The organism is Paraburkholderia sp. BR14320 (assembly GCF_040948665.1).
GTDB classification, from domain to species: domain Bacteria; phylum Pseudomonadota; class Gammaproteobacteria; order Burkholderiales; family Burkholderiaceae; genus Paraburkholderia; species Paraburkholderia youngii.
The window spans coordinates 30,696-43,398 of sequence record NZ_JBFPKG010000060.1; the positions used below are offsets into that span (position 1 = coordinate 30,696).

Sequence of the window (12,703 nt, forward strand, 5' to 3'; positions counted from 1 at the left end):
CAGCGCCGCTCAGTACGCCAGCTTCGGATACCAGTCGGTGCCGCGGCCGCCGGGGGTCATGTCGAGGATTGTCCATAGCGGCATCAGATCGGGCGCGCCGCGCGGGTCTTGGCCGGGGTCCGAAGTCGATGGCCCCATCTCCTCGGCCCAGAAGTGCCGCACGACGCCGCCCGCGCGCGTGAATACGTTGAGCGCGGGAACGTCGTCGCCGGCGGGATCTTCGGCTGCGTAATCGCGATTGAACGTATTGCCGCCCGACGAATAGAGCCGCAGATGCCGCCAGCCGCGCTCCTGCTTGAACGCGACGAGTCTGTCGATCGGCGAGCGGCCGATCACCACGAACGCGACGCGCTGCAGGATATCGGGCATTTCGCCGTCCCACGCACTCAATAGCGACGTGCACATCGGGCACGGCCGCGCGCGTTGCGGTCCGAACATCCAGTTGTAGGTCACCAGTGTGTCGTGCGCGCCGAACATCTGCGATAGCGTGACCGGGCCCGCTTCGCCGTCGAAGCGGTAATCCTCAGGCACGATGCCGCCCGCCGGCAGCGCGCGGCGCTGCGCGGCGACGCGCTCGATCTGGCGGCGCAGCTCGATCTCCTCGGCGAGCAACGCGTTGCGCGCGCGTCGGTATTCGGCGCTCTCGCCGGGAAAGCGTTGAGGCAGGTCGGCCAGTTCGCGGGCCGGTTTTAGCGTATGCATCGATGTGTTTGCGTCGTTCATCAGCCATCTCCTTGTGAGAAGTCGTGCGAAAAACGGACGGAAGACGGGCGGCTGCCTGTGCATTGCCACCCTTCCTACAAGCGACGACGAATGAGACCGCGGAAAATCGACAGGCCCAGCGATGATTTTTAAGCGGCAGCCTTTTGCGGCGGTATTGCCGGCGGTTCGGCAACGCACTCGCGAGGCGCCACCGCAAGGTATGCTTGCGCCAAACAGCACACCCATTACACCCGCCAACACCACGCGGCACGCGCGCCACGCATGACGCGGCCGCCTTGGGGAACGCCCATGCCGCTTCGTCTGCCACCCCTGCCCGCGCTGCGTTTTTTCGAAGCGGCCGGCAGGCATCAAAGTTTCAAGCTCGCCGCCGCCGAGCTGAACGTCACGCCGAGCGCGATCAGTCATGGCATCGTCGGACTCGAGGAAGCGCTCGGCGTCGAGCTGTTCGTGCGCGAGCCGCGCGGCATCTCGCTGACGGCGGTTGGCGCGGATTATCTGTCGTACGTGTCCGAGGCGTTTTCGCTGATCGCGATCGGCACACAGCGTCTGCCCCATCACCGCGCGGAGCGGTCGATCACGCTCAGTTGCGCGCCGACCTTCGCGTCGCGCTGGCTGCTGCCGCGCCTCGCGGGTTTTCGCGCGCGCTGGCCGAACATCAACGTGAGCGTGGATACGTCGCGTCGCCAGGTCGGTTTTCCGGTCGACGGTTTCGATTTCGCGATCCGCATGAGCCGCGCGCCGGTCGCCGGCACCGCATGGACGCGCCTGTTCGGCGAGCGTTTCGTGCCGGTGTGCAGCCCCGCCTACGTAGCGACGCTGCGCGACGAGCAGGGCGTCCCGAGCCTGCGACGCGCGACGCTGATTCACGTGAACGCCGCCAGTGAAGACTGGCAGGCGTGGCTCGATGCGACCTGCACCGGCGGCATCGATATGGACGGCGGCTTGCACGTCGACACGATCCAGCTCGCCTTCGAAGCGGCCAGTATGGGCCTCGGCGTCGCGCTCGGCCGCAAGCCGCTTGTCGATGGCGATCTGGCGAGCGGCGCGCTGGTCGAGGCTTGCGCGCCCACCATCGCATCCGCCACCGCGTACTGGCTGGTCAGCGCGGAGAATGCGGACAGCGCGATCCGGCGCCCCGAGCTCGCCGATTTCAGGCGCTGGTTAGTCGACGAGGCGGCGGCTTTCGACGCGCAAACCGGCGCGGCCGCGGACGGCGACCTGGCAGCGCACAGGTGAGCGGCGTTCACCTGTCGTCGAAATCTTTTCCTTTGCCGGCCACGCGGCGGGCTGCGACGATGGTGGCCAAGGAGAAGCCGCCATGTCGACCACCCGCCCCACGCAACCCAGCCCCGCCCTCGCTCCAGCGACGACCGCCACCGCGACGATCGTGATCGTCGCCGCCGCGCTGATCCTGAGCGCCGCGATGGGCATCCGTCAGACCTTCGGCCTGTTCATCGGCCCGTTCTCGTTCGACCGCGGTCTGCCGGTCACGCTGATCGCCTTCGCGATCGCGCTGCACAACCTCGTGTGGGGCTTCGCGCAGCCGTTCGCGGGCGCGGCCGCCGATCGCTACGGCTCGGCGCCGGTGGTCGCGTTCGGCGCTTCGACGTTCGCGGCCGGCCTCGCGCTGTCGGCGGTCGCGCCGAGCGGCGCGCTGCTGGTGATCGGCATGGGGCTGCTGGTCGGCATCGGCGTCAGTTGCACGACCTTCGGCGTGGTGTTGCCGGCAGTCGGCCGCATCGCGTCGCCGGAGAAGCGCAGCGTCGCAATGGGCCTCGTCAGCGCCGGCGGCTCCGCCGGGCAGGTGCTGATGGTGCCGCTCGTGCAAGGCATCCGGCTGCACGCGGGCATCGCGACCTCGCTATTCGTGCTCGCGTTCGTGATGCTGCTGATCGCGCCGCTCGGCATCGTGCTCGACCGTCGCGCGCAGATACAGGCGGCGGGCCAGGCCCGGTTCGACGACGCGCCCGCAACGCCGTTGCGCGAAGTTCTGTCACAAGCGACGCGCCATCGCGGCTACCGCCTGCTGACGCTCGGCTTCTTCACCTGCGGCTTCCAGCTTGCGTTCATCGCGACGCATCTGCCCGCGTATCTGACGCTGTGTCATATGCCGATCGGGCTGGGCGCCACCGCGCTTGCGCTGATCGGCCTGTTCAATATGGCGGGCAGTTGGGCATGCGGTTGGCTCGGCGGCCGGTTCCGCCAGCATCATGTGCTCGGCTGGCTTTATCTGATTCGCAGCGCGACGATCGCCACGTTCTTCGCGCTGCCGAAAAGCGCGGTGTCCGTGGTGATTTTCGCGGCCGTGATGGGTCTGACGTGGCTCGGAACCGTGCCGCTGACGAGCGGGCTCGTCGCCAAGGTGTTCGGCACGCGTCACCTCGGCAGCCTGTTCGGCGTGTGCTTTCTGAGCCATCAAATCGGCTCGTTTCTCGGCGCGTGGCTCGGTGGCCTCGTGTTCGATCTGACGGGCTCGTACTCGCTGATCTGGGTAGCGACGGTCGCCGCTGGATTGCTTGCAGCGCTGCTGCATTTCCCGATCGACGACACGGCGGTGACGACGCCCGCGCGGCATGCGCCGCGTCCCGCGCAGGCGTGATGCAGATCGCCGCTAGAGACGCTGAAGCAATGCCGGTCGCGGCTACTTCTTCGGCGCATCCGCGGCGGCTTTCGGCACGCGCCCCATCAGATAGAACTCGTCGTTCGGACGCATCGAGATCACATTCGCCATCCGGTTCGATAGGCCGAAAAACGCGGTGATTGCCGCGATGTCCCAAATGTCTTCATCGGTGAAGCCGTGGCCGCGCAGCGTCTGGAAGTCTTCTTCGTCGACCGTGCCGGACGCGCGGCACACCTTCAGCGCGAAATCGAGCATCGCCTTCTGGCGCTCGGTGATGTCGGCCTTGCGATGATTGACCGCAACCTGGTCCGCGAGCAGCGGCGCTTTCTCGTAAATGCGCAGAATCGCGCCGTGCGCGACCACGCAGTAAAGGCAATCGTTGACCGCGCTCGTCGCGACCACGATCATCTCGCGCTCGCCTTTGGTGAGACCGCCCTCTTTCAGCATCAACGCATCGTGATAAGCGAAGAACGCGCGAAATTCATCGGGCCGATGCGCGAGCGTCAGAAACACGTTCGGCACGAAGCCGGCTTTGTCCTGCACTTCGAGAATGCGGGCGCTGATGTCTTCGGGCCACTCGCTCGGCTCGGGGACCGGGTAGCGGCTGATGGGCTGAAGCGTGGCCATGCGCTGTCTCCGTGATCTTGGTCGGGGGTATGCCGATCATTGTAGCAACGCGTTTTGGCGGTCGCCCGCGCTTCACCAGGTCCGATATTGCCGCCCGAATCGTCTAGACTTTCAGTTCGGCATGCATGAAGCCGCCCGGCACGGCGGCGACGAAAGGAGCGACCATGTCAAACGTCAGGCACGACGCGCGGGCCCCAGTGATCAAGGTGCGCCCGGAACGGGAAATGGCGACGATGCAGCGGTTGCCCTATTTCGTCGGCATTTCGTCGGGCACCGCGGGTGCCACCGGACTGTCGATGTATATGGTCGTGGTCCCGCCCGGCGGCCATGCGCAGCCGCACTATCACGCCGACTACGAAACCGCGATCTATATGCTCGAAGGCAAGATCGAGACGCGCTATGGCCCGGGCCTGCGCGAGTCGGTCATCACCGAGCCGGGCGACTTCCTGTTCATTCCGCCCGGCGTGCCGCATCAGCCGTTCAATCTCGATGCGAACGCCGCGGCGCGCGCGATCGTCGCGCGCAATCACGCGGACGAGCATGAGCGCGTGGTGCCCTATGATCCCTCCGAGGATGCGTAAGGCGACAGGCCGCTTTTTGGACCGCCTCGCCTGAAGCGAGGCAAATCCCGCTGCTCAGTCCGCGTTGATCCACTTGCCGCGCGGCGCAAGCACGCGGCATGGCGGTTCGCCATGCGCATTCGTCGCTCGCGCGCCACTTCGTCGGCGCACTTTCATAACGCCGACTCGCCACCTGTGCTTAAATCCGTCTTTCGCGTCGCTAGAGGCTCGTATCGGCCTCGGCGCAGACGATTCTTTTCCCTTTATCTGGCTTATCAGGAGCGCGGTTGTGTGGCATTTCCCGGTCGCTATTCCACCGTCTGCGGGCGTGTGGGCCGTCTTCATGAGCGTGCTCGTCACGCAGCTCGGCATGCCGATTCCGGCCGCGCCGATGCTGATTCTCGCGGGAACGATGGCCGCGGTGGGCGAAGCCTCGTACATCAACATGATCTGCGCGGCGGTCGGTGCGACGCTGATCGCCGACTCGCTGTGGTTTTTTACCGGACGCGCGTATGGCCGCCGTCTGCTCAATTACCTCGTGCGCTTCTCGCTGTCGCTGGACACCACGGTGCGCGTCGCGCGCAATACCTATGAGCGCCATGGCGCGCCGATTCTGACGGTCGCGAAGTTCCTGCCCGGTCTCGGCCTGATTTCCGCGCCGCTACTCGGCACGACCGCGATCGGCGTCGGCGTGTTCTTGTTGTGGGACATGGTCGGTGCGGCGCTGTGGGCGAGCGTCTGGATCATCGGCGGGGCCGCTTTGCACGATGAGATCGTCCAATTGATGCTGTTCGTGCGGCGCAACGGCGGCACGATCTTCGATACGTTCGCGGTGATCTTCGCGGCGGTTCTGCTGTATCGCTGGCTGCGCCGTTTGCAGTTTCGCCGCTGGCTTGCGCATGCGCGCATTTCGCCCGATCAGCTCGACGCGATGATGAAGTCGAACGAACCGCCGCTGATTCTCGACGCGCGCCCGCATTCCGTGCGCGAAAAGGAATCGCATCGCATTGCCGGCGCACGGCCGCTCGATCTGGAATCGCCCGATCCGATTCATCCGGAGTATCTGAAGCGGCCGATCGTCGTCTATTGCGTGTGTCCGAACGAAGCGACCGCGAAGCGCATCGTCAGGCAATTGCATCGCAAGAACATTCATCATGTGCGAGCCCTTAAGGGCGGACTCGACGCATGGGAAAAGCGCGGCTATCCAGTCGAACCACTGCCACCCGACTTCAATACGGCGATGGCGCACATGCTCGAAGACAAGGGCAACGAAGGCGAATACACGGTGCGCGCTCGCCTCGCGGAGTGAGCGAATAGCAGACCAAGCACACGGCATCACGCTTGATGCCGTTTTGCCAAAAACAAAAATAAATTGACTGCATTTTTAGCTCGTATATCCTAGCTATTGGGAGATCGCGTGAGCGGCGCTGCGAATTAAGCCTTTACCGTTTAGTACCGTTTCTTCTCGCTCAACCCGCGTCCTGTTTCTTCAATATCCGCTCTGGATTGGAAACAGACCGTTCAATACCCTCAACTATGCCAGTCGAGTGTCATCGTGAGAGTCCGAGGCCCTTTGGTGAATTGGAATCGCAGTCAGGCGCGTTGTATTTGCGCTGACGGCGCCAGCGCCGACGGCAGCAACGGCAGCCTTGCGTTTCGCCGCTTTCTGTCCGTCATCACAGTTCTGTCGCGTCGCTCCGTTCGACGCCGCAACGTCCTCTCCGCACGCGCGTTCATCGCGGTGCGCACAGACGAAGTCGCTTCGCTGCTGCCGTAGCGCCTCTCTTCTTAAGTCTCTTTTCGCTGTTCGATTCGTCCGTTTGCACGCGTTTTCGCGAGCTGTCTGCTTGCGTTCGCGCGGCGCTGACTGATTGCCGCGCATCGCGACGGATTCAATCGAACCGCTTCTAATCTGATTAGCGCTGCGCGTGATTGCGCGGATTCGCTCTGGCGTCGGCTCGCCTTCGCGATTTCCCATTTCGTCGCGCGCGCTATTTAACGCTGTTCACGTGGTGTGCGGCGTGGGATCGACACGCCTATTCGTTATGCGAAACCAACCAATAGTAGGAATCACCGCCGATAGAACGATGCTCGGCGCTCATCCATCGCACGTCGCCGGTGAAAAGTACATCGCCGCGATCGTCGAGGGCTCGCACGCGCTTGCGATGCTGGTACCGGCTTTCGGCGAACGCCAGTGCAGCGACGATGTGCTCGCCGCCGTCGACGGCTTGCTATTCACCGGCAGCTATTCGAACGTCGAGCCGCACCGTTACGGCGGCGCCTCGAGCGAGCCCGATACATTGCACGACCCTGCGCGCGATGCAACCACGCTTCCCCTAATCCGCGCGGCGGTTGCGGCGGGCGTACCGGTTCTCGCCATCTGCCGCGGTTTGCAGGAAATGAACGTGGCATTCGGCGGCACCTTGCATCAAAGCATTCATGCGGTCGGCGGGCTGAACGACCATCGCGAGAACAAGGACGACTCGCTCGACGTGCAATACGCCACGTCGCATTCGATCGTGCTGACGCGCGGTGGCATGTTGCAGCGCCTTGCGGGCGGCGCCCACGAAGCGCGGGTGAATTCATTGCACGCTCAGGGCATTGCGCGACTCGGCGCAGGCCTCCAGGTCGAAGCACTCGCGGCGGACGGCCTGATCGAAGCAATCAGCGTCAGCGACGCCCGCGCATTCGCGCTCGGCGTGCAATGGCATCCGGAATGGAGACACGCGGACGACGCGTTATCGACCGCGATATTTCGCGCGTTCGGCGACGCCTGTCGCGAGCGCATGAACACACGAAACCCTGCACGCGTGACCTAGGTTGCGGATCAAAACAGAGAGAACAATCATGCATGACATCGACGATTTTCTGAAAAAGCATCACGTCACCGAAATCGAAGCAATTATTCCGGACATGGCCGGCATCGCGCGCGGCAAGATCATTCCGCGCAGCAAGTTCGAGTCGGGCGAATCGATGCGTCTGCCGCAGGCGGTGATGATTCAGACCGTGACCGGCGACTATCCGCAAAGCGATTCGCTGACCGGCGTCACCGATCCCGACATGGTGTGCGTCCCCGACGCGAGCACGATCCGGATGATTCCGTGGGCAGTCGACCCGACCGCGCAGGTGATCCACGACTGCGTTCATTTCGACGGCACGCCGGTCGAAATCTCGCCGCGCTGCGTGTTGCGCCGCGTGCTCGATCTATACAAGGCGCGCGGCTGGAAACCCGTGATCGCGCCGGAGCTCGAGTTCTATTTAGTCGATATGAACCGCGATCCCGACCTGCCGCTGCAACCGCCGGTCGGACGTACGGGTCGCGCGGAAACCGGACGCCAGGCGTATTCGATCGAAGCGGTCAACGAATTCGATCCGCTGTTCGAAGACATCTACGCGTACTGCGACGTGCAGGAACTCGAAGTCGACACGCTGATACACGAAGTCGGCGCCGCGCAGATGGAAATCAATTTCATGCATGGCGATCCGCTCAAACTCGCGGACAGCGTGTTTCTATTCAAGCGCACCGTGCGCGAAGCGGCGTTGCGCCACAAGATGTACGCGACCTTCATGGCGAAGCCGATGGAAGGAGAGCCGGGCTCGGCGATGCACATGCATCAGAGCCTCGTCGATATGGAAACCGGCCGCAACCTGTTTACCGCCGCGGACGGTGAGCCGACGTCGCTTTTCAGCGGCTATATCGCCGGCTTGCAGAAATACACGCCGGCGCTGATGCCGATCTTCGCGCCGTACATCAACTCGTACCGGCGTCTGTCGCGTTTCATGGCCGCGCCGATCAACGTCGCGTGGGGTTACGACAATCGCACGGTGGGCTTTCGCATTCCGCATTCGACGCCGGTCGCGCGCCGCATCGAGAACCGTATTCCGGGTGTCGATTGCAATCCGTATCTGGCGATTGCCGCGACCCTGGCCGCCGGCTATCTCGGCATCACGCAGCGGCTCGCCCCGACCGATCCGCTGGCGAGCGACGGCTATGCATTGCCTTATCAATTACCGCGCAATCTCGAAGAGGGTCTGACGTTGATGAGTGCATGCGAGCCGATTGCCGAAGTACTCGGCGAGCAGTTCGTCCGCGCGTATCTCGCGTTGAAAGAGACCGAATACGAAGCGTTCTTCCGCGTGATCAGTTCGTGGGAACGCCGGCATTTGCTGCTGCACGTGTGAGTGCCGATGGTCAATCGGTCAATGAGAACCTTGAAAAGACGGAGGCAGTATGAGCTATAAGACTGACGACGTAATGTACGCGGAAAAGGATGCACCGCAGCTTGGCGCCGCGATAGACACGCTGACCTCGCAAGCCACGTCGCGCAGCACCGCCGAATACCGCGCACTCGATGCCGCGCATCACATCCACCCGTTCTCGGATATGGGCTCGCTCAATCGCGCGGGCTCTCGCGTGATCGTCAAGGCGCAAGGCGTGTACCTGTGGGACTCGGACGGCAACAAGATCATCGACGGCATGGCGGGACTGTGGTGCGTGAACGTCGGCTACGGACGCCATGAACTCGCCGACGCCGCCTTCCGGCAGATGCAGGAACTGCCGTACTACAACACGTTCTTCAAGACGACGCATCCGCCGGTGATCGAACTGTCGGCGCTGCTCGCCGAGCTGGCGCCCGCGCCATTCAATCACTTCTTCTACTGCAACAGCGGTTCGGAAGGCAACGACACCGTACTGCGCATCGTCCATCAATACTGGGCGACGCAACGCCAGAGCGCGAAGAAGTTCGTCATCGCGCGCAAGAACGCTTATCACGGGTCGACGATCGCGGGCGGCACGCTCGGCGGCATGGCGTATATGCATGAACAGATGCCGTCGAAAGTCGAGAACATCATGCATATCGATCAGCCTTATTTCTTCGGCGAAGCGGCAAGCGGTCAGACGCCGGAAGAATTCGCGCTCGCTCGTGCGCGGCAGCTGGAAGCGAAAATTCTCGAACTCGGTGCCGACAATGTCGCCGCGTTTATCGGTGAGCCTTTCCAGGGAGCGGGCGGCGTGATCTTTCCGGCCGACACTTATTGGCCGGAAATCGAGCGCATTTGCCGCGAGTACGACGTGCTGCTCGTCGCGGACGAAGTAATCGGCGGCTTCGGCCGAACCGGCGAATGGTTCGCGCATCAGCACTTCGGCTTCGAGCCGGACCTGATCACGCTCGCGAAGGGACTCACGAGCGGTTACGTGCCGATGGGAGCGGTCGGCCTGCATGATCGCATCGCCCGCGCACTGATCGACAACGGCGACTTCAATCATGGCCTGACCTACTCCGGGCATCCGGTCGCGGCGGCCGTCGCGGTTGCCAATCTGAAACTGCTGCGCGACGAGAAGATCGTCGAACGCGTCAAAGCGGATACCGGTCCGTATTTTCAGAAGAGACTGCGTGAGACCTTCGCCGCTCATCCTGTCGTTGGCGAGATCAGCGGCGCGGGCCTCGTGGCGGGCGTGCAACTCGCCGAGAAGCCGCTCGAGCGCAAGCGCTTTGCCAATGGCGGCGATGTCGGCGCGCTATGCCGCGACTTCTGCTTCAACGGCAATCTGATCATGCGCGCGAGCGGCGACCGGATGTTGCTGTCGCCTCCGCTCGTGATCAGCCGGCCGGAAATCGACGAAATCGTCGCGAAGGCAAAAGCGGCGATCGATGCGACCGCGCGGCAGATGGGCATGCTATGGTAAAGCGGATGAATGAGCATGCGACGATCGCGTCGTACAGTGTGTCATTTCTTTTATCCGTTCAACGCATCACAGGACCCACCCATGACCCACCACATCGTTTTGCTCCCTGGACTGCTCTGCGATGACGCAGTGTGGGCCGATCAGCGCGGCGCGCTTGGCGCGATCGGCGACTGCTTCGTGCCCGACTACGGCATGCGCGACTCGCTCGGCGCGATGGCCGAACACGTGCTCGAGTCGGTTTCGGGAGACCGCCTGCTGGTCGCGGGTCATTCGATGGGAGGACGGGTCGCACTCGAAGTGTTCCGGCTCGCAACGCAACGCGTCGCCGGGCTCGCGTTGCTCGACACCGGCTGCACGCCGCGGCCCGCCGGCGAGGCCGGCGAAAGCGAGCGCGCGCAGCGGCTGAGGCTGCTCGAACTCGCGCGCACGAAAGGCATGCGCGCGATGGGCAACGAGTGGGCGCCCGGCATGGTCAACGCCGATCGCCACGATGAGCCCGTCTACGAGGCGGTGCTCGACATGATCGAGCGAAGCACGCCAGATAAATTCGCGGCGCAGATCCGCGCATTGCTGGATCGTCCGGATGCGACGGCGCTGCTTCGCGACATCGCGTGCCCAACGATGATCGTGTGCGGCCGCGATGACAAATGGAGTCCGTTGGCGCGTCACGAGGAGATGCACGCGCAGATTCGCGGCTCGAAGCTTCGCGTGATCGAACGAAGCGGTCACATGTGCACGATGGAGCGGCCCGACGATGTGACCGAAGTGCTGGTCGAATGGGCCCGGTGGGCAGCCGGGTTCGAAGCGGCTCGTTGATCTTTCGCTTTCCTTTCGTCAACTTCGACAAGGTCATTCAGTCATGAACGAATACTGCATGTTCAAGGGAAAACTGCTGCGCGCGGCGCCTTTCAAAGATTCGTACGTGGGCAGTCCGCACTATGTGATTACGGTGACTGGCAACGACAACACGCCGTTCAATATCGTCGTCAATTCGGCGTCGACGCAACCGGGCGCAAGCGGTAACGACGACGTGTACTTCTATGCCGATCTGAACTTCGCCGATCCGCTCACCGCGAAACTGCAGGCCCTGAACCTCGGCCTCTACACCAGCGGCTTTCCGCGGCTCGATTACTTCCAGGACAGCAGCCTGCTCGACATTCACCGCATGCGGCCAGTCCCCTACGAAGATCAGAACGGCAATCGCGCCGACGTCAACGACATCATCGACGAAATCCTGACCATCGACGAAAGCAAGCCGTCGCAAAGCCTGCCTTACGACAACGGCGGCGGTCAGTTGCATAACCGCGATTTCTGGACACCGACGACCGCAGGCATCGTCGTCTATGGGTTCGGCTTTCTGTTTCTGCCGAAGAAGGACGGTCTTCACGAAACCCACATGAATCAGGGCAATCCGCGAGGGCCGCACTACAACGAAAACGGCGCGTTCCAGGACGGCGCAGTGATCGTGCAGCGCGCCGATGGATTTGCCGCGATGTTTACCGCGTTCCAGACGCAATATTTGCCGACCGATGCGGCCGGCGATCCGGCCGCGAATGCGGTGGCATTGCCCGTTTATATCCAACGAGGTTGATAGCGTCGCTACGTAAGCCGGGGCATCGCGACGGCCCCCGCCGCATCGATCAGCGCGCGGTCGCGGCGCCTCGCCGCGGAATATGCCGCTGCACTACCGCCAGCGCGATCAGCACGACGACCATCGCGATACCGAGCATCAGCAGATAGCCCGACGCGCCGCCGGCCGTGATCACCGCGGCGCCCGCGAACGCGCTCAGAATCGCGCCGACGCGGCCGACCGCGAGTGCCGACGCGGTGCCCGTTGCTCGCACGCCGGTCGGATAAACGTAGGCGCACAGCGCGTACATCGTCGATTGCACCGCATTGACGAACAGCCCGTGCAAGCCGAGACCGACGATCATCAACGCCGTATGCCGCGTCGCGCTGACGCCGAGCAGCATCCATGCGCTCGCGACGCCGCCCGCGCAGCACAGCAGCAGCGGCCAGCGCGAGCCGTAGCGCCCGATCGCCAGCGCGCACAGCACCGCGCCGATTACGCCGCCGAGGTTGTACGCGCTCAGGCCATAGCCCGCGAGCGACACGCTCAAACCCTCGCTCGTCAGCATCGACGGCAGCCAGCTGAATACCGCGTATACCGCGAGCAGGCACATGAAGAACGCGCCCCAGATCGCGACGGTGTCCCGCGAACGGCCGTCGCGAAACAGCGCGGTGAAGCCGACGTGTTTCTCGGCGCCTTGTTCGCGCACGTCGGTAAAGCTCGCATCGGCCGACACGTCGCGCGCCATGCGCCGCAGCAGCTTCGCGAGTTCGGGCCAGCGATGCGGACGGCGCGCCATAAAGCGCGGCGATTCCGGCAGCGCGGCGACGAGCACGATGCCGAGCACGAGCGGCAGCACCCCACCCGCGACGAACAGACCGCGCCAGCCATAAACCGGCAGCACCTGCCCGGCG

13 protein-coding genes are annotated in these 12,703 nt (G+C 63.8%); 10 read left to right on the forward strand and 3 right to left on the reverse strand.

Translation table 11 applies throughout. The features are described 5' to 3' along the window. Positions 1-9 precede the first annotated feature (9 nt). Positions 10-723 (reverse strand): DUF899 domain-containing protein, encoded by a 714-nt coding sequence (locus AB3X89_RS33950; protein WP_368587163.1) that lies wholly within the window; start codon positions 721-723, stop codon positions 10-12. Positions 724-1,011: 288 nt separating this feature from the next. Between AB3X89_RS33950 and AB3X89_RS33955 the strand changes: the two genes are divergently transcribed. Together AB3X89_RS33955 and AB3X89_RS33960 are read left to right on the forward strand one after the other, a co-directional pair. Beyond that, positions 1,012-1,959 carry a LysR substrate-binding domain-containing protein gene (locus AB3X89_RS33955; RefSeq protein WP_368587164.1) on the forward strand — a complete coding sequence of 316 codons (948 nt, stop codon included), beginning with the start codon at positions 1,012-1,014 and terminating at the stop codon, positions 1,957-1,959. Between the two features lie 82 nt (positions 1,960-2,041). Beyond that, positions 2,042-3,322: an MFS transporter gene (locus AB3X89_RS33960; protein WP_368587165.1), complete on the forward strand. Its 1,281-nt coding sequence runs from the start codon at positions 2,042-2,044 to the stop codon at positions 3,320-3,322. Between the two features lie 42 nt (positions 3,323-3,364). On the opposite strand, the gene AB3X89_RS33965 is transcribed toward AB3X89_RS33960, so the two are convergent. Beyond that, the gene (locus tag AB3X89_RS33965; protein ID WP_368587166.1) at positions 3,365-3,970 is read right to left on the reverse strand and encodes a peroxidase-related enzyme; all 606 of its coding nucleotides are present in this window, start codon (positions 3,968-3,970) and stop codon (positions 3,365-3,367) included. Between the two features lie 164 nt (positions 3,971-4,134). Between AB3X89_RS33965 and AB3X89_RS33970 the strand changes: the two genes are divergently transcribed. From AB3X89_RS33970 to AB3X89_RS34005, 8 genes are all read left to right on the forward strand, one after another. After that, positions 4,135-4,551 (forward strand): cupin domain-containing protein, encoded by a 417-nt coding sequence (locus tag AB3X89_RS33970; protein ID WP_368587167.1) that lies wholly within the window; start codon positions 4,135-4,137, stop codon positions 4,549-4,551. Positions 4,552-4,819: 268 nt separating this feature from the next. Then, positions 4,820-5,839, forward strand: a complete 1,020-nt coding sequence (locus AB3X89_RS33975) for a VTT domain-containing protein (protein WP_368587168.1) — start codon at positions 4,820-4,822, stop codon at positions 5,837-5,839. Positions 5,840-6,085: 246 nt separating this feature from the next. Beyond that, positions 6,086-6,307, forward strand: coding sequence for a hypothetical protein (locus tag AB3X89_RS33980; RefSeq protein WP_233853204.1), 222 nt, complete (start codon positions 6,086-6,088; stop codon positions 6,305-6,307). A 268-nt stretch (positions 6,308-6,575) separates the two neighbouring features. Continuing rightward, positions 6,576-7,349, forward strand: coding sequence for a gamma-glutamyl-gamma-aminobutyrate hydrolase family protein (locus AB3X89_RS33985; protein WP_368587169.1), 774 nt, complete (start codon positions 6,576-6,578; stop codon positions 7,347-7,349). A gap of 28 nt (positions 7,350-7,377) precedes the next feature. Next, entirely contained in the window at positions 7,378-8,712 is a 1,335-nt protein-coding gene (locus AB3X89_RS33990; RefSeq protein ID WP_368587170.1) for a glutamine synthetase family protein, read from the forward strand. Positions 8,713-8,761: 49 nt separating this feature from the next. Beyond that, positions 8,762-10,219 (forward strand): aspartate aminotransferase family protein, encoded by a 1,458-nt coding sequence (locus AB3X89_RS33995; RefSeq protein ID WP_368587171.1) that lies wholly within the window; start codon positions 8,762-8,764, stop codon positions 10,217-10,219. Between the two features lie 81 nt (positions 10,220-10,300). Then, entirely contained in the window at positions 10,301-11,035 is a 735-nt protein-coding gene (locus AB3X89_RS34000; protein WP_368587172.1) for an alpha/beta fold hydrolase, read from the forward strand. Between the two features lie 43 nt (positions 11,036-11,078). Beyond that, the gene (locus AB3X89_RS34005) at positions 11,079-11,810 is read left to right on the forward strand and encodes a DUF2278 family protein (RefSeq protein ID WP_368587173.1); all 732 of its coding nucleotides are present in this window, start codon (positions 11,079-11,081) and stop codon (positions 11,808-11,810) included. A gap of 49 nt (positions 11,811-11,859) precedes the next feature. Here the strand turns inward: AB3X89_RS34005 and AB3X89_RS34010 are convergent. Further along, positions 11,860-12,703, reverse strand: an 844-nt coding sequence (locus tag AB3X89_RS34010) for an MFS transporter (RefSeq protein ID WP_368587174.1), incomplete at its 5' end; no start/stop codon positions are given.